Raw genomic sequence first — 20,491 nt, forward strand, 5'->3', positions numbered from 1 at the left:
GCGGCCCCCGTCGAGGACGGCGATGCGGTCGGCGAGATTGAGGGTGGAGCGCCGGTGGGCGATCAGCAGCGTCGTCCGGCCCTGCATGACCTGCTTGAGCGCCTCGTGGATCTCGTGCTCCACACGGGCGTCCACCGCGGAGGTCGCGTCATCGAGGACCAGCAGGCGAGGGTCGGTCAGGATCGCGCGGGCGAGGGCGATGCGCTGGCGCTGGCCGCCGGAGAGGGTCAGGCCGTGCTCGCCCACCTTGGTCGCGTACCCCTGGGGCAGCTCGGCGATGAAGCGGTCGGCCTGGGCGGCGCGCGCGGCCTGCGCGATCTGCTCGTCGGTCGCGTCGGGACGGCCGTAGGCGATGTTGTTGCGGACCGTGTCCGAGAACAGGAACGAGTCCTCGGGGACCAGGCCGATCGCGGCGCGCAGCGACTCGAGCGCCAGCTCGCGCACGTCGTGGCCGCCGACAAGGACGGCCCCGTGCGTCACGTCGTAGAAGCGCGGGAGGAGCAGCGAGACCGTGGACTTGCCGGAGCCGGAGGAGCCGACGACGGCGAGGGTCTCACCGGGGCGGATCTCGAAGGAGAGCCCGTCGAGGACCGGCCGCCCGTCGTGGTAGGCGAAGGAGACATCGTCGAACTCGACGGTCGCCGGAGCGTCGGCGGGCAGCTCCTTGGTGCCGTCCTCCAGCGACGGCTCGGTGTCGATCAGCTCCAGGACGCGCTCGGCGCCCGCGCGGGCCTGCTGGCCGACGGTGAGGACGACGGCCAGCATGCGCACCGGGCCGACGAGCTGGGCGAGGTAGGAGGAGAAGGCGACGAAAGTGCCGAGCGTGATGTGCCCGCGCACCGCGAGCCAGCCACCGAGGGCCAGCATGGCGACCTGGCCGAGGGCGGGCACCGCCTGGAGCGCCGGGGTGTAGACGGCGTTCAGGCGGATGGTGCGCATCCGGCCCGCGAAGAGCCGGCGCCCGACCTGCCGGAGCTTTCCGGTCTCCTGCTCCTCCTGACCGAAGCCCTTCACCACGCGTACGCCGCTGACGGCGCCGTCGACCACGCCCGCCACGGCGGCGGCCTGGGCCTGCGCGTACCAGGTGGCCGGATGCAACCGGGTGCGGCTGCGTTTGGCGACGAACCACAGGGCCGGCGCGACGGCCAGCGCGACCAGGGTCAGCGGCAGTGACAGCCACGCCATGATCGCCAGGGAGATCAGAAAGAGCAGGAGGTTCCCGATGGTCATCGGGAGCATGAAGAGGAGTCCCTGGATCAGCTGCAGGTCGCTGGTGGCGCGGCCGACGACCTGTCCGGTGGACAGGGCGTCCTGACGCCGGCCGTCCAGCCGGGTGATCGTCCCGTACATCTCCGTCCGCAGGTCGTGCTGGACGTCGAGGGCGAGCCGTCCGCCGTAGTAGCGGCGGATGTAGGTCAGGAGGTAGACGAGGACGGCCGCACCGACGAGGGCGCCGGCCCAGGGCGCCATGGACCGGGTGCGGGCCCCGACCACGTCGTCGATGATCACCTTGGTGACCAGTGGGACGACCGCCAGGACGGCCATGCCGCCGAGGGAGGACCCGAGTGCCAGGACGACGTCCTTCGGGTGACGCCACGCGTACCCCGCGAGCCGCAGCGCCCAGCCGCGTTGCTCCCCCTCGTGCACTGCCACGCCGCACCCTTCCTGCCGTCTGAGATCGTCCTGATCTTCCGCAATGGACCAACGCGGACCGGGACGGATTTCATCCCTCCGCAACAATCCCGGGCCGGGCCCGTTCGCGTTCGGGTGTCGGTGACGTCTCCGGCCGAGTACCACGACCTCGTCCGGGCTGCCGGAGCGCAACGTCGCACGGCTCCGGGCACGGTGTGACGAGCCTGGTGCCGTCGCGGTCGACGAACAGGCCCTCGGTGTCGAATCCGGCGCCCTTCTCGCCGGTGAGGTTCACCACACTCGTGGGCTTCAGGCTGCCCCGGCCGAGGGTGAAGAGCGACGAGCAGTCGGAGAGTGCGGCTGTCCGACCGTCGCGGTCGACGGAGAGCGCGGGAAAGTTGCCGACGAAGGTGCCCTCGTACGTCGTCTTGTCGCGGGCGTCGGAGACGCTCTCCATGTCGACGTGGGAGGAGCACGCGCGGGTGGCCGTGGCGGTCCCGCTGGAAAAGGGCCCGGCGGCGGCCGGCGAGGCGGCCGCCGCCGGGGTGGCGGTTAAGGTGGCGAGCAGGATTCCCAGCCGCATGCCGCCGCCGTAGGGCGAGGCGCGCGGCACGGGGATGGACTCCCCCGTGAATCACGGGGAGTCGGACCGTGTCAGCTCTCGGGGACCGCCGGCATGGCCTCCTGCGGCCGGCTCGTGGGCACGTACGCCTTCGTGGTGACGGTCGTCGGCACCAGATCCTTGTGGATGGCCTTGGCCACGTTCTGGATGGTGGTGACTCCGTAGCTCATGGTGCTGTTGTCCTGGGTGAGCACGGTGATCATGTAGTCGTGGCCGCGCCCGTTGAACGTGCCGACACTGTGGATGCGCCAGCCGTGCGTCGCACGCGGCAGCCAGCCGTTCTTGACGTGCACGGAGACGCCCGAGGGCGCGCCCGCCGGGGTGCCCCAGCGCTGCGAGGAGACGACCTTCCCCATCAGCTTCAGGATGTACGCGCGGGAGTTGTCGCTGAGCACCGAGTTCTTGGCGGTGATGAGCTTGAGCAGCTTCTGCTCGTCCTGCACGTTGATCTGGGTCAGGCCCCAGTAACCGTTCGCGCCCGGCCTGGTCCGGGTCATCCCGGCCGCGGCGAGGAAGCCCTTGATCTTGGTCAGGCCGAGCTGTTTCCACAGCGCGCTGGTCGCATTGTTGTCCGACTTGGTGATCATCGCCGTGGTGAGGCTGACCTCGCGGCCGGTCAGATAGCGATTGTGCTTCTTGGCGTCCCACAGCAGCGTGGCGAGCACGGTCACCTTGACGACGCTGGCCGAGTCGTAGGCACTGGTGCTGCGCAGCGAGCAGATGGTGCCGGTGGAGCGGTCGTAGAGGCCGACCGCCACGGTCCCCTTGCGGCCGGAGAGCGCCGCGGTGATGTCCTTCTGCAGTTTGGCGGCCAGGCCCGCCTTGCCCGAGGTGCAGCTGACCGCCGGCGGTGGGGGTGCCCCCTGCTCGAGCGAAGTCGAGCGCTTGGGGGAGGCAGCGGCGGGCGCGGTGGCGGCCACGAGCGGTATGAGCATCCCGGCACCGAGGCTCGCGCAGAGCACACGGGTACGCCGGGACATCCGATGTGTCATGGAAGTCCCCATCCCCTTGTGTGGAGTGGACGTGCCCGGGCACGTCCGACTCCATGACGCACAGGCATGGGTGAAAGGTTGTACGAGGCATCACCCTGGCCCCGGAGGATGCGCACGCGAGCGCCGCCTCGGGAGGCGGCGCCCCGGGTCCCGGGCCGGAGCCGGGCGCGCGATCAGGCCAGATGCGTTGGCGCGAACATGCGCAGCACCGCCGGAAGCACGACGACCGACGGGCCCGGCGCGGTCAGTGCCTTCGCCAGGTCGCTCTCCAGCGTCTCGGGGGACGTCCGCACCCCCGGGACGCCGAACGACTCGGCGAGGGCCACATAGTCCGGGCGCGTCAGCTCGGTCGCCGTGGTCTGGCCGAAGGCGTCCGTCATGTACTCGCGCAGGATGCCGTAGCCACCGTCGTCGACGATCAGCCAGGTGACGTCGAGGTCGTACTGCCGTGCCGTCGCCAGCTCGGCGATGGAGTACAGCGCGCCCCCGTCGCCCGAGACCGCGAGGACCGGCCGCGTCGGGTCCGCCACGGCGGCGCCGAGTGCGGCCGGGAAGCCGTAGCCGAGGCCGCCCGCGCCCTGCGCCGAGTGCATGGTGTTCGTCCCCCGCGGGTCGAAGGCCGACCACGCCCAGTAGGCCAGGATCGTCATGTCCCAGAAGGACGGTGAACCGGACGGCAGGGCGCGGCGCACCGAGGCCAGCACGTCCTGCTCCAGGGCGAGTTCCTGGGACGCGATACGGTCACCGACCTTCGCCAGCAGCGTTCGTACCCGCTCCGGTGCCGTCTCGTCCTGCCGGTCGGCCACCGTCTCCAGCAGCGCCTGCAACGCCAGGCGCGCGTCCGCGTGGATGCCGAGGGCGGGGTGGTTGGACTCCAGTTTGCCGAGGTCGGCCTCGATCTGGACCACTCGGCCGCGCGGCGTGAACGTGTGGTAGTTCGACGACAGTTCGCCAAGACCCGAGCCGACCACCAGCAGCACGTCCGCGTCCTCGAGGAAGTCCGTGGTGTGGCGGTCCTCGAGCCAGGACTGGAGGGACAGAGGGTGCTTCCAGGGGAACGCTCCCTTGCCGCCGAAGGTGGTGACCACGGGGGCGTTCAGCTTCTCGGCGAGCCGGAGGAGCTTGCCGGTGGCGTCCGCCCGGACCACTCCCCCGCCCGCGATGATCGCCGGGCGCTCGGCGCGGGAGAGCAGGTCGGCGGCGACCGCGGTCAGTTCGGGGCGCGGCACCAGTTCGTCAGGGGTCGCGTCCACCGCCGTGACCACCGGCAGGCTCGTCTCCGCGAGGAGCACGTCCTGCGGGATCTCCACCCACACCGGCCCGTGCGGGGCCGTCAGCGCGGACTTCCACGCCGCCGCGATCGACGACGGGATCTGCGACGGGGTGCGGACCGTGTGCACGGACTTGACCACGCCCCGGAAGGAGGCGGCCTGGTCGGGGAGTTCGTGCAGATACCCGTGGCGGCCACCGCCCAGACCCGCGGTCGGGATCTGGCTGCTGATCGCCAGGACCGGGGCCGAGGCGGCCGCCGCCTCCTGGAGGGCGGCCAGGGAGGTCAGCGCGCCCGGGCCGGTGGACACCAGGAGCGGGGCGGCCTCGCCCGTGATCCGGCCGTACGCGTCCGCCGCGAAGCCCGCGTTGTTCTCGACCCGCAGCCCGACGTACCGCAGCGCGGAGCGCCGGAGCGCGTCGAACATGCCGAGGGCGTGCTGGCCGGGCAGGCCGAAGACCGTCGTGGCGCCCAGCCCTGCCAGCGTCTCCACGACCAGGTCCCCGCCGTTGCGGCCGGTCATCACGTGGCGCGCAGCGCCTCCATGAGGGGTGGTGGTCGGGTGACGGGTGGGAGGGCTGAGCGCGGCCTCCGTCTGCGCCGCCGTCGGACGCAGGACCAGCTCGTGGTCGTGGGTCACTTGGTCTCGGCCCCCTCACCGGCACGGGCCGCCGCGATCCGGCGGGTCATGAGGGTCGTCAGCTCGTACGCGGTGTGGGACGCGGCCACCGACGTGATCTCCGCGTGGTCGTACGCGGGCGCCACCTCGACCACGTCGGCCGAGACAAGGTTGCAGGAGGCAAGGCCGCGCAGGATCTCCAGCAGCTCACGCGAGGTCATACCGCCGGCCTCGGGGGTGCCGGTGCCGGGGGCGTGCGCCGGGTCGAGGCAGTCGATGTCGATGGAGATGTACAGCGGGCGGTCGCCGATGCGCTGACGGAGCTGGTCGGCGACCTCGTCCGCGCCGCGCCGGTAGATGTCGGCGGACGTGACGATGCCGAAGCCCATCTTCTCGTCGTCGGTGAGGTCCTGCTCGCCGTACAGCGGGCCGCGGGTGCCGACGTGGGAGAGCGCGGAGGTGTCGAGGATGCCCTCCTCGACGGCGCGGCGGAACGGGGTGCCGTGCGTGTACTCGGCGCCGAAGTAGGTGTCCCAGGTGTCGAGGTGGGCGTCGAAGTGCAGCAGGGCCACCGGGCCGTGCTTCTTCGCCACCGAGCGCAGCAGCGGCAGCGCGATGGTGTGGTCGCCGCCGAGCGTCATCAGATGGGCGCCCGTGCCGAGCAGTTCGTCGGCAGCGGCCTCGATGGTCTCCACCGCCTCGTTGATGTTGAACGGGTTCACCGCGATGTCGCCGCCGTCCGCGACCTGGGCGAGCGCGAAGGGAGAGGCGCCCTGCGCCGGGTTGTACGGGCGCAGCAGACGGGACGCCTCACGGATCGCATTGCCGCCGAAGCGGGCGCCGGGCCGGTAGGAGACGCCCGAGTCGAAGGGCACACCGACCACCGCGACGTCGGCGGTGCCGACCTCGTCGAGGCGGGGCAGCCGGGCGAAGGTCGCGGGGCCCGCATACCGCGGAATGCGGGACGAGTCGACGGGGCCGCGGGGCCGGCTGTCGCCTGCTGCGGTGTTCTCGGTGCTGCTCATCGTCGGACCCCTCCAGGTCATGCGAGTTTCCTCCAGTGTCACGGACCCCCAAGGGGCCCGCCCGGCTCGGCAGCCACGCGGCTGCCGAGCCGAAGCATTGGGGCTGGACGCCCACCACCGCGGGCTCGTCCGCGGTGGTCGCGCCACGGCCCGCGAGCCGCTCGCGCCAGGTGGCCGGCACGGCCTCGTCCGTCGGCTTCGTGGGTCTCGGGGACGCGGTCGGCTGTCGGCTCGACCGGTGAGGACGGCAACGGCTCGCGGGGGACATCCGCCCCGTACCCACGGCTGCCGGTCTGGACCGACCCTAGGTGGCCGGAAAGCGACTCTGAAGTGTACGTTTCATCTACTCGAACGGAGCGTGATGGAGGAACCGTCCACCATGCCGGACACCGTGCCGCCCTCGGCACCGGCGGTGCCGCCGACCCCACCGGTGCCGCTCTCCGCCCTGCTCGCCAGGGAGGACCTGGCCCTGCGGCAGATCGCGGGGCCGAGGGACCCGGGCACCGTGATCCACTGGGCACACACCTCCGAGATGGCGGATCCCTATCCGTATCTGCTGGGCGGCGAGCTGCTGTTGACGGCGGGTGTGCACGTCCCGGAGACCGCGGGCCCGCATGAGGGCGCCCACGGACGGCCCGTGGCGGGGCTGGGGAGTATTTCGACGACTATGTCTCCCGGATCGTGGCGGCGGGCGGCGCGGCGCTCGGTTTCGGACTTGCGCCCGTGCACGACACGGTGCCGCGGGCACTGGTGGCCGCCTGCGACCGGCACGGACTGCCGCTCCTCGAGGTGCCGCCGCAGACGACCTTCTCCGGTGTGGCCCGGGCGGTGTGGCAGCTGATGGCACGGGCCCGCCTCGCCGAGCTGCGCCGGGTCACCGAGGCCCAGCGGAGTCTGGCCGCGGCGGCGGCGCGCCCCGAGCCGGTGCCCTCGGTGCTGCGGCAGCTGGCCCAGCGGCTGACCGGCTGGTCGGCGCTCTACGGACCGGACGGGGCGAAGATCGCGACAGCGGGCCGGGAGCCGGTCTCCGAGGCGCAGGAGGCTCTGGCGGAGCTGGCGCGGGTCGTGCGGCCGGCCGTGTCGTCCGGCGCTCCCGCGGGGGCGGCCCGCCCGCAGCCGGCCGGGCGACCCGCACCGTCCTCCGCCGCCGACACCGTGGCCGCGACCCACCTCGCCGCCTACGCCCTCGGGCCCGGTCAGGGCTTCGTGCTCGGTGTCGCGTCGCCGCGCCGCGACCCGGGTGACCACACCATCGCATCGGTCGCCGCCGTCCTCCTCTCCCTTCTGACCGGCGAGCGCCAGAGCGGCCACGACGCGACGCGGTCCTCGGCGCTCGTACGGCTGCTGCTGGGAGCCGCGCCGGAGGCGGTCGCGCCGCTGCTCGGGGCCGATCGATGGCTCGTCGTGCATGCTCGAGCGGACGCCAGGGCGCCCTCGGGCCCAGGGCCCCGCGAGGGAGGAACGGACGCCCAGGACTCGGTGGCCGCCTCCGCGCTCGGCGCCGCCCTCGGCTCCGCACTGGTCGACGTCGCGGACGGTGTCGTCCGGGTCCTCGTCCCGGCCGACCGTGAACCCGCCCCGCAGCCCGGCTGGACCCTCGGCGTCAGCGCCGCCGTCGCCCCGCGCGACTGGCCCGCCGCCGACACCCAGGCCTCCCGCGCACTGGCCCGCGCCCGCGCCACCCGGGCGCCGCTGGTGCGCCACGGCGAGCGCACGGGTCTGTCCGACCTGGTCCCGCCCGCGCAGGCGGAACTGCACGCCCGCACCCTGCTCGCGCCGCTGTCGGGCGCCCCCGCGCTGACCGAGACCCTGCGCACCTGGCTCTCTCTGCACGGCAGCTGGGACCGCACGGCGGTGGCGCTCTCGGCCCACCGCAACACGGTCCGCCAGCGCATCGCCCGCTGCACGGCATTGCTGCGGGTGAACCTCGACGATCCCGACGTACGCATGGAACTGTGGTTCGCGCTGAAGCGGGTGGGGCGGGACTGACGAGCCGGGGCGCTTTCCCGAGTGACCCACGTCCCATGGTGCGGGACACCGGCCCCGGCCGCCGCCGCGCCCGGCAGAATGGGTGCCATGCCGATACCCGCGATCCCCAGCCGCGCCGAACTGGTCGACCACCTCGTACGGACCCGTATCGCGGGCGACGTCGCCACGCCCCGCGAGAACAACCTCTCCCACTACCGCAAGCTCGCGAACGGCGACCGCAACTACTGGCTCGGCCTGGAGCTCGAGGACCGCTGGAACGACGAGCAGGACGTCCTCGCGGTCATGGCGGAGCGCTGCGGCGTCAACGACGACCCCGAGTACCGCTACGGTCAGGACACCATCGATCCCGAACTGACCGTCGACGCCCTGGAACGCCTCGCGGCACGCCTGCGCAAGGCCGCCGACGGGGAACAGCGCGTCCTGTTCGCCACCGGTCACCCCGGCGGGCTGCTCGACGTCCACCGCACCACCGCCGCCGCGCTGCGCGCCGCGGGCTGCGAGATCGTCGTCATCCCGGGCGGGTTGCAGACGGAGGAGGGCTACGTCATGCAGTTCGCCGACGTGGCCGTCCTGGAGCACGGAGCCACCCTGTGGCACACCCACTCCGGCGAGCCGATGCGCGAGATCCTGAAGGGCCTGGAGCGCGAGGGCCGCCCGCTGCCGGACCTGGTGGTCGCCGACCACGGCTGGGCGGGCCGCGCGGGCCAGTCCGGGATCGACTCCGTCGGGTACGCCGACTGCAACGACCCGGCCCTGTTCCTCGCCGAGGCCGAGGGCACCGTCCAGGTGACGGTCCCCCTCGACGACCATGTGACGAGCCCGCGCCACTACGACCCGCTGACGGCGTACCTGCTGAACGCGGCGGGGCTGGCCTGAGCACTCCGGAAGGTCATGTCGCGACCGGGGCGCGGCGTTCGGTCACGGACACACCCTCGGACCCGCGAGCCCAGGGTGTGTCCGGCCCGATCCGCGGGCGACCGTCACCGCGGGACGCGGACCACGCCTTCCTGGATCACCGTGATGGCCAGCCGGCCGTCCTGGGTGTAGATACGGGCCTGGCCGAGCCCGCGCCCGCCGTACGCCGAAGGGGACTCCTGGTCGTACAGGAGCAAGTCGTCGGCCCGGAACGGGCGGTGGAACCACATCGCGTGGTCCAGTGAGGCCCCGACGACGTCGCCGACGGCCCAGCCGCCGCGTCCGTGCGCAAGCAGGACGGAGTCGAGGAGCGTCATGTCGGAGACGTATGTGGCGAGGACGACGTGCAGCAGCGGATCGTCGTCGAGCTTGCCCTCGGTGCGGAACCACACCTGGGAGTGCGGATCGCGCGGCTCGCCGAACCTCCCGTACGGCGGCTCGTCGACGTAGCGCAGATCGACCGCCTCTCGTGCCTCCAGAAGTCGCTCCACCACGTCGGACGGGAGGTGGCCGTAGTCGCGCATCCGCTCGTGCGAGGTGAGGAGCGTCTCCGGGTCGGGCGCGGGCGGCATCGTGGCCTGATGGTCCAGGCCGTCCTCGTGCGTCTGGAAGGACGCGGAGAGGTGGAAGATCGGCTTGCCGTGCTGCACCGCGACGACCCGGCGTGTGGTGAAGGAGCGGCCGTCGCGGATGCGGTCGACCTCGTAGACGATGGGCGCCCCCGGGTCCCCGGGACGCAGGAAGTACGCGTGCAGGGAGTGGGCGGGCCGGTCCGCGGGGACCGTCCGCCCTGCGGCGACCAGTGCCTGGGCCGCCACCTGCCCGCCGAAGACGCGCGGGACGACGGCGGACCGGGACTGTCCACGGAAGATGTCCTGCTCGATCCGCTCCAGGTCGAGCAGATCGAGCAGGGACTGCAGTGCCTGACTCATGGGGTCAGTTGTATCGGGCGATCTTTTCGGGGACCTTACAGGCCCATGTCCTTGGCGATGATCGACTTCATGATCTCGCTGGTCCCGCCGTAGATCCGGTTGACGCGGTTGTCGGCGTACAGACGGGCGATCGGGTACTCGTTCATGTAGCCGTAGCCACCGTGCAGCTGGAGGCAGCGGTCGATGACGCGATGCGCGACCTCGGTGCAGAAGAGCTTGGCGGACGCGGCCTCGGCCGGGGTCAGCTCACCGGCGTCCAGGGCCTCCAGGGCGCGGTCGGCGACCGCCTCGGCGGCGTCCACCTCGGCCTGGCAGGCGGCCAGCTCGAACTTGGTGTTCTGGAAGTGGGCGACCGGCTTGCCGAAGACGATGCGGTCCTGCACGTACTGCTGGGCGAACCGGACGGCCGCCTTGGCCTGCGCGTACGCGCCGAAGGCGATGCCCCAGCGCTCGGACGGGAGGTTGGCGCCCAGGTAGTAGAAGCCCTTGTTCTCCTCGCCGAGCAGGTCCTCGACCGGGACCTTCACGTCGACGAACGCCAGCTCGGCGGTGTCGGAGGTCTTCAGACCGAGCTTGTCGAGCTTGCGGCCGACCGAGTAGCCCTCGGACTTGGTGTCCACCGCGAACAGGGAGATGCCGTGGCGGCGGTCCTCGGCGGTCGGCGCGGAGGTGCGGGCGCAGACGATGACCCTGTCGGCGTGGACGCCACCGGTGATGAAGGTCTTGGCGCCGTTGAGCACGTAGTGCGTACCGTCCTCGGAGAGCTTGGCGGTGGTCTTCATGCCCGCGAGATCGGAGCCGGTACCCGGCTCGGTCATCGCGATGGCCCACATCTCCTCGGCGGAGACGAACTTCGGGAGGTACCGCTTCTTCTGCTCGTCGGTGGCGAGCATCTTCAGGTAGGGCAGAGCGAGCAGCACGTGCACGCCCGAGCCGCCGAAGGTGACGCCCGCGCGGGCGGTCTCCTCGTACTGGATCGCCTCGAACTTGTGCGTCTCCAGGCCGGCGCCGCCGAACTCCTCCGGCACGTTGATGCCGAACAGACCGAGCTCGGCGAGCTTGTGGTAGAACTCGCGCGGCGCCTGGCCGGCGGCGAACCACTCGTCGTAGACCGGAACGACCTCGGCCTCGATGAAGGCGCGCAGGGTCTCCCGGAATGCCTCGTGGTCCTCGTTGAACACCGTACGGCGCACCGCCGCCACCGCCCTTCTGTGCGCCTGAACCGGCGCCGCTCTCGCGTACCTGGCTGCCCGCCGTCCGGGACCTTCGACCGGTGATCGCCGTCCCCTGGCTAAGCGCTTGCTCAGCAGCACGTTACCGGCCGGTCACGACGGTCGTCCAGAGCAGCCGATGCGTAACGCTCGTCACGCTTGCGGAGCAGCCTCCTCACTCCGACCCGGCCGCCGCGAACGCCCCCCTCGCCATCCGGTGCAGCAGCCCCGCCGTCACCCCGCGGCCCGGGAGCGAACCCGGGCGCCCCAGGTGCGGTGTCGAGTTGAGCAGGCCGAACACCGAGTGCACGGCCGAGCGGGCAGTCGGCTCGGCCAGGTCCGGATAGACCTCACGGACGACCCCCACCCACAGCTCGACGTACTGCCGCTGCAACTGGCGCACGAGTTTGCGGTCGGTGTCCCGGAGGCGGTCCAGCTCACGGTCGTGCAGGGTGATCAGGGGACGGTCGTCGAGCGCGAAGTCGATGTGCCCCTCGATCAGCGAGTCGAGGACCCTCCCGGGGTCGCGCCCCGCGGGCTCCCCGTCGGCCTCGGCGACCCGCCGCCTGGCCCCGGTCAGCAGCTGCCCGCTGATCCCCACGAGCAGCTCGGCGAGCATCGCGTCCTTGCCCGCGAAGTGCCGGTACAGACCGGGTCCGCTGATGCCGACCGCGGCTCCTATCTCGTCGACCCCGACGCCGTGGAAGCCGCGCTCGGCGAACAGCCGCGCGGCCTCCTTGAGGATCTGCTCGCGACGGGTGGGGGCGTCGGTTCTCGTGGCCATGAAATCGATTCTAGACAGGGAGGTTAGCGCTCGTTAACCTGAAGGAAATGCGTTAACGCTCATTAACAAGGTGAGGGGACCGCAGGATGCTGGAGGCACCGGAGCTGACGAGCGCGGCCAACCCCGCGTCGGAGGCCTGGCGGGCCAATGAAGAGGCGCATCGCGCGCTCGGCGAGGAGCTGCGCGCGAAGCTGGCCACCGCCCGGCTGGGCGGCGGCGAGAAGGCCCGCGCGCGCCATACGGCACGCGGCAAGCTGCTGCCGCGCGACCGTGTGGACACCCTGCTGGATCCCGGGTCGCCCTTCCTGGAGCTGGCGCCCCTCGCCGCCGAAGGGATGTACGACGGGCAGGCGCCCGCCGCCGGGGTGATCACCGGGATCGGGCGGATCAGCGGCCGTGAGTGTGTGATCGTCGCCAACGACGCCACGGTCAAGGGCGGCACGTACTACCCGATGACGGTGAAGAAGCACCTGCGCGCGCAGGAGGTGGCGCTCGAGAACGGCCTCCCCTGCGTCTACCTCGTCGACTCCGGAGGCGCCTTCCTGCCCATGCAGGACGACGTGTTCCCCGACCGCGAGCACTTCGGGCGGATCTTCTACAACCAGGCGCGGATGTCCGGCGCCGGCATTCCCCAGATCGCGGCCGTCCTCGGCTCGTGCACGGCGGGCGGGGCGTACGTCCCGGCGATGAGCGACGAGGCCGTCATCGTGCGCAGCCAGGGCACGATCTTCCTCGGCGGCCCACCCCTGGTGAAGGCGGCCACCGGCGAGGTGGTGACCGCGGAGGAGCTGGGCGGCGGCGAGGTCCACGCGCGGGTGTCGGGGGTGACAGACCACCTCGCGGAGGACGACGCGCACGCGCTGCGAATCGTGCGGACCATCGTCTCGACCCTTCCCGCGCGCGGTCCGCTGCCCTGGGAGGTCGTCCCTGCGGTGGAGCCGAAGGTGGACCCGTACGGGTTGTACGGCGCCGTGCCGGTCGACTCCCGCACCCCCTATGACGTGCGCGAGGTCATCGCGCGCGTGGTGGACGGATCGCGCTTCGCCGAGTTCAAGGCGGAGTTCGGGCAGACCCTCGTCACCGGCTTCGCCCGGATCCACGGCCACCCGGTCGGGATCGTCGCCAACAACGGCATCCTGTTCTCCGAGTCCGCCCAGAAGGGCGCCCACTTCATCGAGCTGTGCGACCAGCGTGGCATCCCGCTGGTGTTCCTGCAGAACATCTCCGGCTTCATGGTCGGGCGGGACTACGAGGCGGGCGGTATCGCCAAGCACGGCGCCAAGATGGTCACGGCGGTCGCCTGTACGCGCGTGCCGAAGCTCACGGTCGTCGTCGGCGGCTCGTTCGGCGCGGGCAACTACTCGATGTGCGGCCGGGCGTATTCACCGCGCTTCCTGTGGATGTGGCCAAACGCCAAGATCTCGGTGATGGGCGGCGAACAGGCCGCGTCGGTCCTCGCGACCGTCAAGCGCGACCAGCTTCAGGCGCGCGGGGAGTCCTGGCCGCTGGAGGACGAGGAGGCCTTCAAGGCCCCGATCCGCGCGCAGTACGAGCGTCAGGGGAACGCCTACTACGCGACGGCCCGCCTCTGGGACGACGGCGTGATCGACCCGATGGAGACCCGGCAGGTGCTGGGACTGGCCTTGACCGCCTGTGCCAACGCCCCGCTGGGTGAGCCCGGCTTCGGCGTCTTCCGGATGTGAGGGGATCCATGTTTGACACGGTGCTTGTGGCCAACCGGGGCGAGATCGCCGTCCGGGTCATCCGCACGTTGCGGTCTCTCGGGGTGCGCTCGGTGGCCGTCTTCTCCGACGCGGACGCCGACGCCCGGCACGTCCGGGAGGCCGACACGGCGGTACGGATCGGGGCGGCGCCCGCGGCCGAGAGCTATCTGTCCGTGGAGCGGCTGCTCGAGGCCGCCGCACGGACCGGCGCCCAGGCAGTGCACCCGGGGTACGGCTTCCTCGCGGAGAACGCCGCCTTCGCGCGAGCGTGCGCGGAGGCGGGGTTCGTCTTCATCGGGCCCCCCGCGGAGGCCATCTCCCTGATGGGCGACAAGATCCGGGCCAAGGAGACGGTTCGGGCCGCCGGGGTCCCGGTCGTCCCGGGATCGAGCGGCAGCGGCCTGACGGACGACGAACTGGCCGCAGCTGCCCGGGAGATCGGCGTGCCCGTGCTGCTCAAGCCGTCGGCCGGCGGTGGCGGCAAGGGCATGCGGCTGGTGCGGGAGCCGGAGCGGCTGGACGAGGAGATCGCCGCCGCCCGTCGTGAGGCCCGCGCCTCCTTCGGCGACGACACGCTGCTCGTCGAGCGCTGGATCGACCGGCCGCGCCACATCGAGATCCAGGTCCTGGCGGACGGCCACGGGAACGTGGTGCACCTGGGCGAGCGCGAGTGCTCGCTCCAGCGCCGCCACCAGAAGATCATCGAGGAGGCGCCCAGCGTGCTCCTCGACGAGGCGACACGATCGGCAATGGGCGAGGCCGCCGTCCAGGCGGCCCGCTCGTGCGGGTACGAGGGCGCGGGCACGGTGGAGTTCATCGTGCCGGGCAACGACCCCTCCTCCTACCACTTCATGGAGATGAACACCCGCCTCCAGGTCGAGCACCCGGTCACCGAGCTGGTCACGGGCCTGGACCTGGTCGAGTGGCAGCTGCGGGTGGCGGCGGGCGAGCCCCTGTCCTTCGGGCAGCGGGACATCTCGCTCACCGGGCACGCCATCGAGGCCCGTATCTGCGCCGAGGACCCGGCCCGCGGCTTCCTCCCGTCCGGCGGCACGGTGCTGTCGCTGCACGAACCACAGGGTGACGGGGTGCGCACCGACTCCGGGCTGACGGAGGGCACCGAGGTCGGCAGCCTGTACGACCCGATGCTCTCGAAGGTCATCGCCTACGGCCCCGACCGCGCGACCGCGCTGCGCAAGCTGCGTGCGGCCCTCGCGCGGACCGTCACCCTGGGCGTGCAGACCAACGCCGGCTTCCTGCGCCGTCTGCTGGCCCATCCGGCCGTCATGGCGGGCGATTTGGACACCGGTCTGGTGGAGCGGGAGGTGGACGGCCTCGTCACGACGGAGGTCCCGGAGGAGGTCTACGAGGCCGCTGCCGCCGTCCGTCTGGACGCGCTGCGGCCGCGCGGCGAGGGCTGGACCGACCCGTTCGCCGTGCCGAGCGGCTGGCGCCTCGGGGGCGAGCCCAAGCCCGTGGTCTTCTCCCTGCGGGTGTTCGAACCGGTGGAGCACGCCCTCCGGGGCACCCACACGGTCACCGAGGACGGGGTTTCCGTCGTCCTGGACGGCGTACGCCACACGTTCCACCGCGCCGCCGACTGGCTGGGCCGCGACGGCGACGCCTGGCACGTGCGCGACCACGACCCGGTCGCCGCGTCGCTCACCGGTGCCGCCCGGGCCGGCACCGACTCGCTGACCGCGCCCATGCCGGGGACGGTGACCGTCGTGAAGGTGGCCGTCGGGGACGAGGTGACCGCCGGGCAGAGCCTGCTGGTCGTCGAGGCGATGAAGATGGAGCACGTCATCTCCGCCCCGCACGCCGGGACCGTCGCCGAACTCGACGTCACCCCCGGCACGACGGTCGCCATGGATCAGGTGCTGGCTGTGATCGCACCCCACGAGGACGGCCAGATGGCCAGGGAGGTGGAGAAGTGACCGCGCAGGGACTGCCCATGGTCGTACCGTCCGAGGACCTGCCCCCGAAGGTCAGGATCCACGAGGTCGGCGCGCGTGACGGACTGCAGAACGAAGGACGCACGGTCCCGACGGAGGTGAAGGCGGAGTTCATCCGCCGGCTCGCCGACGCGGGCCTGACCACCATCGAGGCCACCAGCTTCGTCCACCCCAAGTGGGTGCCCCAACTCGCGGACGCGGAGCAGTTGTTCCCGCTCGTGAGCGACCTGCCGGTGGCGCTCCCGGTCCTCGTGCCGAACCAACGCGGCCTGGACCGCGCCCTCGCGCTGGGCGTACGCCGGGTGGCCGTCTTCGCGAGCGCCACCGAGTCCTTCGCGAAGGCCAACCTCAACCGCACACTGGACGAGTCCCTGGGGATCTTCGAGCCGGTCGTCGAGCGCGCGAAGTCCCAGAAGGTCCACGTCCGCGGCTATGTGTCGATGTGCTTCGGAGATCCCTGGGAGGGTGCCGTCCCGATCCACCAGGTCGTCCGCGTCTGCAAGGCGCTCATGGACATGGGCTGCGACGAGCTGAGCCTGGGCGACACGATCGGGGTGGCGACGCCCGGCCACGTCTTGGACCTGCTCTCGGAACTGAACGAGGAGGGTGTGCCGACCAGCGCGATCGGTGTGCACTTCCACGACACCTACGGCCAGGCGCTCGCCAACACCCTGGCCGCGCTCCAGCACGGTGTGACCACCGTCGACGCGTCCGCCGGTGGCCTCGGCGGCTGCCCGTACGCGAAGTCCGCCACCGGAAACCTCGCCACCGAAGACCTCGTGTGGATGCTTCAGGGCCTCGGTATCGACACCGGGGTCGACCTCGGCCGGCTCACCGCCACGAGCGTGTGGATGGCCGCGCACCTGGACCGGCCCAGCCCGTCCCGCACCGTCCGAGCCCTCTCCCACAAGGAGTGAACCCCCATGGACCACCACCTCTCCCCTGAACTGGAGGAACTCCGGCGCACGGTCGAGGAGTTCGCTCACGACGTCGTAGCGCCCAAGATCGGTGACTTCTACGAGCGCCACGAGTTCCCGTACGAGATCGTCCGCGAGATGGGCCGCATGGGCCTGTTCGGGCTGCCGTTCCCTGAGGAGTACGGCGGCATGGGCGGCGACTACCTGGCACTGGGAATCGCGCTGGAGGAACTCGCCCGGGTGGACTCCTCGGTGGCCATCACCCTGGAGGCCGGCGTCTCGCTGGGCGCCATGCCGGTGTACCGCTTCGGCACGGAGGCCCAGAAGCAGGAGTGGCTGCCGCGCCTGTGCTCCGGCGAGATCCTGGGCGCCTTCGGCCTGACCGAACCGGACGGCGGTACGGACGCGGGCTCGACGCGCACCACGGCCCGGCTGGACACCGAGACGAACGAATGGGTGATCAACGGCACGAAGTGCTTCATCACCAACTCGGGCACGGACATCACCAGCCTGGTGACGGTCACGGCGGTCACCGGCCGCGCTCAGGACGGCCGCCCGCAGATCTCCTCGATCATCGTCCCGTCCGGCACGCCCGGCTTCACGGTGGCGGCGCCGTACTCCAAGGTCGGCTGGAACGCCTCGGACACCCGTGAGCTGTCCTTCATGGACGTCCGCGTGCCCGCCGCGAACCTGCTCGGCGAGGCGGGCCGCGGCTACGCCCAGTTCCTGCGGATCCTGGACGAGGGCCGCGTCGCCATCTCGGCCCTGGCAACAGGCCTGGCCCAGGGCTGTGTGGACGAGTCGGTGAAGTACGCGAAGGAGCGCCACGCCTTCGGCCGCTCGATCGGTGCCTACCAGGCGATCCAGTTCAAGATCGCCGACATGGAGATGAAGGCCCACACGGCCCGCCTGGCCTGGCGCGACGCCGCCTCCCGCCTCGTCTCCGGGGACCCCTTCAAGAAGGAGGCGGCCCTGGCGAAGCTCTACTCGTCCACGGTCGCCGTCGACAACGCCCGCGACGCCACCCAGATCCACGGCGGCTACGGCTTCATGAACGAGTACCCGGTGGCCCGCATGTGGCGGGACTCCAAGATCCTGGAGATCGGCGAGGGTACGAGCGAGGTCCAGCGGATGCTGATCGCCAGGGAGCTGGGGCTGGCGGGCTGAGGTCAGTCCTCCGGCCTGATCCCCAGTTCGCACAGGAGACGGAAGAACAGCTCTTCCGCGAAGGCGGCGCCCTCCACGGCGAAGACCTCGAGGAGGCCGGACGGGTCGGGGGCGAGGCCTGCCTCCTTCGCCCAGGCGGCCGCGGTGCGCGCGGCCGCCTCCGGGCGCGGGAACTCGGCGTCGAAGTCCTCGTCGTCGTCCTCGCAGTAGGCCTCGGCGGCCTCCCGTACGAGGCGGGCCCGCCAGTGGCCGGCCCGCGCAGAGAGGCCCTCGACGAAGACGGCGTCGCTGTCCAGCACGAAGCCGGTCAGCGCCGGCGCCCCGGTCTCCTCGGCCAGTTCGGCGAGCAGCGCCGGGCCGTCGTCCGCGAGTTCCGGGCCCGGGTACCGGCCGATCCGCCAGCCGCCGGGCCGGTGCTCGTGTGCGGCGATGCCGTCGTGCCGCTCAATCTCTGTCAGGGGCCAACCCCGCATGCGTACCAGTTCGCCGTTCGGGTTGACCCGGCCCCGAAGAAAGGGGGGATTCAAGAAAACACCCGATGAACGAGGGCGAGCCAAGGGCATCCTCCGGAACCTGTGGCATATGCCGCTGTCCTCCGACTCGGGCACGAGGAAGCCACGCGACGACACCCCCGCTCCACCCCCCGGCTGGACAATTAGTGAGGTTAGGCTAACCTACCTTCGAATTGGCCCGGCGGACACTCCGCCCCGTTCGAAGGCAGCCACACTCATGTCCAACGCCCGTGCCACCCGCCTTTCCCGCCGCGGCATCCTCGCCGCAGGCGGCGCCCTGGGCCTCGGTGCCGTGCTCGCGGCCTGCGGCGACGACAAGGAGAAAAGCAGCGCATCGGACGGCGGGACGGCCGCGGTCAAGTCCGGTCCCTGGTCCTTCAAGGACGACCGCGGCCAGACCGCGAAGGCGGACAAGGCTCCGTCGAGCGTCGTCGCCTTCGTGGGCGTCGCCGCCGCGCTGCACGACTACGGCATCGACGTGAAGGGCGTCTTCGGGCCGACGAGGACCAAGGACGGCAAGGCCGACGTCCAGGCCGGCGACCTCGACATCAGCAAGGTCACCGTCCTCGGCAACGAATGGGGCCAGTTCAACATCGAGAAGTACGCGGCCCTCACCCCCGATCTGCTCGTCTCCACGATGTTCGACCGCGCCGGGACCCTGTGGTACGTCCCGGAGGAGTCCAAGAAGAAGATCCTCGCCGTCGGCGTCCCCAGCGTCGGGATCTCCGTCCACGACCGCCAGATGACCGACCCCCTGCAGCGCATGCTCGAGTTCGCGAAGTCGCTCGGCGCGGACACCACAAGCGCGAAGATCACCCAGGCCAGGAAGCGCTTCGAGGACGCGGCCGCCCGGCTGCGCGCGGCGACCAAGGCCAGGCCCGACATCAAGGTGCTGGCGGGTTCCGCGAGCCAGGACGTCTTCTACGTCTCCGGCTCGAACCTCTCCATCGACCTGGAGTACTTCAAGGCGCTCGGAGTGGACTTCGTCGAGCCGTCCCCGTCCGTGCTCAAGGCGAGCGGCGGCTGGTACGAGAACCTCAGCTGGGAGAACGTCGACAAGTACAAGGCCGACGTCATCATGATGGACAACCGCACCTCGGCCATCCAGCCCCCCGACATCACCGAGGCCACCTGGAAGAAGCTCCCCGCGGTCAAGGCGGGTCAGGTCATCGCCCGCAATCCCGAGCCCATCCTGTCGTACGACAAGTGCGCCCCGCTGCTCGAGGACCTCGCCAAGGCGATCGAGACGGCGAAGAAGGTCAGCTGACCCAGCCGTTTCCTGACTTCCAGGAGCTCTGACCCTCAGGAGCCCGTATGACCACGGCCGTGGCCGCCCCGTTCCGTTTCTTCTCCCTCCAGATCGTACGGACGAGGCGGCTCGGCCTGTCTCTGGTCCGGATCACCTTCGCGGGGGACGACCTGCGCGCGTTCCACTCAGGCGGACGCGACCAGAGTCTCTCCCTCTTCCTGCCGCACCCCGGCCAGTCCGAGCCCGCCGTCCCGATCGAACTCGGCGACCGGTGGTGGCAGGGCTGGCGCGAACTTCCCGACGACGTAGGGGCGGTGATGCGTTCGTACACGCTCCGGGCGCTGCGGCGCGACCCCGACGAGATCGACATCGACTTCGTGCTGCACGGCGTGGAGCCGGGCGCGACCGTTCCGGCGGGCCCGGCCTCGCGCTGGGCCTCCCGGGCCGCCCCCGGAGACCGCGTCGTCCTCCTCGGCCCGGCGGTCGAGGACAACCGCGCGATCCGCTTCCGTCCGCCCGAGGACACCGATCTGATCGCGCTCTGGGCCGACCAGAGCGCCGTGCCCGCCGCCACAGCGATCCTCGAACGCCTGCCCCCGGGCACTCGCGTCCACGCCTGGCTGGAGGCCGGGCACGCCGATGACGTCCAGGAAGTGGTGACACGGGCCGACGCCGAGATCATCTGGCTCGTGCACAGCGCCTCCCACCGCCCCGAGTACGTGGACGGTGCCCCCGTCGCCCTGGGCCTCGCCGCTCTGCGCGACGCCGGACTCCCCGAGGCAGGTGCCCCGTACGTCTGGATCGCGGGCGAATCCGGCCAGATCAAGGAGCTACGGCGGCATTTCGTCGGCGAACGCGGGATCGACCGCCGCCGCGTCACCTTTGCCGGCTACTGGCGGCACGGTCTGAGCGAGGATCAGCTGCGCGCGGAGGAGTGACTGCGGTCATGGGAGGAGCGGCGAACTCCGAGATCTAA

General features: G+C 71.5%; 17 protein-coding genes and 1 pseudogene. 9 read left to right on the forward strand and 9 right to left on the reverse strand.

Annotated features, from left to right (window positions below):
• From VXC91_RS12265 to speB, 5 genes are all read right to left on the reverse strand, one after another.
• A partial coding sequence (locus VXC91_RS12265; RefSeq protein WP_408057373.1) for an ABC transporter ATP-binding protein occupies window positions 1–1,647 on the reverse strand: 1,647 nt, incomplete at its 3' end.
• A gap of 76 nt (window positions 1,648–1,723) precedes the next feature.
• Entirely contained in the window at window positions 1,724–2,245 is a 522-nt protein-coding gene (locus VXC91_RS12270; RefSeq protein ID WP_329507171.1) for an SdiA-regulated/phytase-like domain-containing protein, read from the reverse strand.
• A gap of 41 nt (window positions 2,246–2,286) precedes the next feature.
• Window positions 2,287–3,246, reverse strand: coding sequence for a serine hydrolase (locus VXC91_RS12275; protein ID WP_329507172.1), 960 nt, complete (start codon window positions 3,244–3,246; stop codon window positions 2,287–2,289).
• Between the two features lie 173 nt (window positions 3,247–3,419).
• A complete protein-coding gene (locus tag VXC91_RS12280) occupies window positions 3,420–5,156 on the reverse strand; it encodes a thiamine pyrophosphate-binding protein (RefSeq protein ID WP_329507173.1) in 1,737 nt (578 codons plus the stop codon).
• Window positions 5,153–6,160 (reverse strand): agmatinase, encoded by a 1,008-nt coding sequence (speB, locus tag VXC91_RS12285; protein WP_329507174.1) that lies wholly within the window; start codon window positions 6,158–6,160, stop codon window positions 5,153–5,155. The genes VXC91_RS12280 and speB overlap by 4 nt, the downstream gene beginning before the upstream one ends.
• 35 nt (window positions 6,161–6,195) lie before the next feature.
• On the opposite strand from speB, the gene VXC91_RS12290 reads away from it, so the two are divergent.
• The 3 genes and pseudogenes from VXC91_RS12290 to VXC91_RS12300 all read left to right on the forward strand — a co-directional run bounded on the left by VXC91_RS12290 (window position 6,196) and on the right by VXC91_RS12300 (window position 9,025).
• Window positions 6,196–6,402, forward strand: a complete 207-nt coding sequence (locus VXC91_RS12290; protein ID WP_329507175.1) for a hypothetical protein — start codon at window positions 6,196–6,198, stop codon at window positions 6,400–6,402.
• 119 nt (window positions 6,403–6,521) lie between these two features.
• A pseudogene (locus VXC91_RS12295) lies at window positions 6,522–8,149 on the forward strand (PucR family transcriptional regulator ligand-binding domain-containing protein).
• A gap of 87 nt (window positions 8,150–8,236) precedes the next feature.
• The gene (locus VXC91_RS12300) at window positions 8,237–9,025 is read left to right on the forward strand and encodes a phosphatase (RefSeq protein ID WP_329507176.1); all 789 of its coding nucleotides are present in this window, start codon (window positions 8,237–8,239) and stop codon (window positions 9,023–9,025) included.
• A gap of 104 nt (window positions 9,026–9,129) precedes the next feature.
• On the opposite strand, the gene VXC91_RS12305 is transcribed toward VXC91_RS12300, so the two are convergent.
• The 3 genes from VXC91_RS12305 to VXC91_RS12315 form a co-directional block, all read right to left on the reverse strand.
• Window positions 9,130–9,996: an acyl-CoA thioesterase gene (locus tag VXC91_RS12305; RefSeq protein ID WP_329507177.1), complete on the reverse strand. Its 867-nt coding sequence runs from the start codon at window positions 9,994–9,996 to the stop codon at window positions 9,130–9,132.
• Between the two features lie 35 nt (window positions 9,997–10,031).
• Complete coding sequence (locus VXC91_RS12310) at window positions 10,032–11,189, reverse strand: acyl-CoA dehydrogenase family protein (RefSeq protein WP_329507218.1); 1,158 nt, start codon at window positions 11,187–11,189, stop codon at window positions 10,032–10,034.
• A 193-nt stretch (window positions 11,190–11,382) separates the two neighbouring features.
• Window positions 11,383–11,991 (reverse strand): SACE_7040 family transcriptional regulator, encoded by a 609-nt coding sequence (locus tag VXC91_RS12315; RefSeq protein ID WP_329507178.1) that lies wholly within the window; start codon window positions 11,989–11,991, stop codon window positions 11,383–11,385.
• An 86-nt stretch (window positions 11,992–12,077) separates the two neighbouring features.
• On the opposite strand from VXC91_RS12315, the gene VXC91_RS12320 reads away from it, so the two are divergent.
• The 4 genes from VXC91_RS12320 to VXC91_RS12335 are packed head-to-tail and all read left to right on the forward strand — an operon-like array spanning window position 12,078 to window position 17,754.
• Window positions 12,078–13,694, forward strand: a complete 1,617-nt coding sequence (locus tag VXC91_RS12320) for a carboxyl transferase domain-containing protein (RefSeq protein ID WP_329507179.1) — start codon at window positions 12,078–12,080, stop codon at window positions 13,692–13,694.
• 8 nt (window positions 13,695–13,702) lie between these two features.
• Window positions 13,703–15,652: an acetyl-CoA carboxylase biotin carboxylase subunit gene (locus VXC91_RS12325; RefSeq protein WP_329507180.1), complete on the forward strand. Its 1,950-nt coding sequence runs from the start codon at window positions 13,703–13,705 to the stop codon at window positions 15,650–15,652.
• Between the two features lie 17 nt (window positions 15,653–15,669).
• Window positions 15,670–16,587, forward strand: coding sequence for a hydroxymethylglutaryl-CoA lyase (locus tag VXC91_RS12330; RefSeq protein WP_329507219.1), 918 nt, complete (start codon window positions 15,670–15,672; stop codon window positions 16,585–16,587).
• 6 nt (window positions 16,588–16,593) lie between these two features.
• A complete protein-coding gene (locus VXC91_RS12335; RefSeq protein ID WP_329507181.1) occupies window positions 16,594–17,754 on the forward strand; it encodes an acyl-CoA dehydrogenase family protein in 1,161 nt (386 codons plus the stop codon).
• Between the two features lie 2 nt (window positions 17,755–17,756).
• Here the strand turns inward: VXC91_RS12335 and VXC91_RS12340 are convergent, their stop codons facing one another.
• On the reverse strand, window positions 17,757–18,227 hold the full coding sequence (locus VXC91_RS12340; RefSeq protein WP_329507182.1) for a hypothetical protein: 471 nt from the start codon (window positions 18,225–18,227) through the stop codon (window positions 17,757–17,759).
• Between the two features lie 256 nt (window positions 18,228–18,483).
• Here VXC91_RS12340 and VXC91_RS12345 point away from each other — a divergent pair, with 256 nt between their 5' ends.
• Both VXC91_RS12345 and VXC91_RS12350 read left to right on the forward strand, forming a co-directional pair.
• Window positions 18,484–19,533 carry an ABC transporter substrate-binding protein gene (locus VXC91_RS12345; RefSeq protein WP_329507183.1) on the forward strand — a complete coding sequence of 350 codons (1,050 nt, stop codon included), beginning with the start codon at window positions 18,484–18,486 and terminating at the stop codon, window positions 19,531–19,533.
• 47 nt (window positions 19,534–19,580) lie between these two features.
• Complete coding sequence (locus tag VXC91_RS12350) at window positions 19,581–20,453, forward strand: siderophore-interacting protein (protein WP_329507184.1); 873 nt, start codon at window positions 19,581–19,583, stop codon at window positions 20,451–20,453.
• Window positions 20,454–20,491: the final 38 nt, after the last annotated feature.

Source organism: Streptomyces chiangmaiensis, from assembly GCF_036281785.1.
In the GTDB taxonomy this organism is placed as follows: domain Bacteria; phylum Actinomycetota; class Actinomycetes; order Streptomycetales; family Streptomycetaceae; genus Streptomyces; species Streptomyces chiangmaiensis.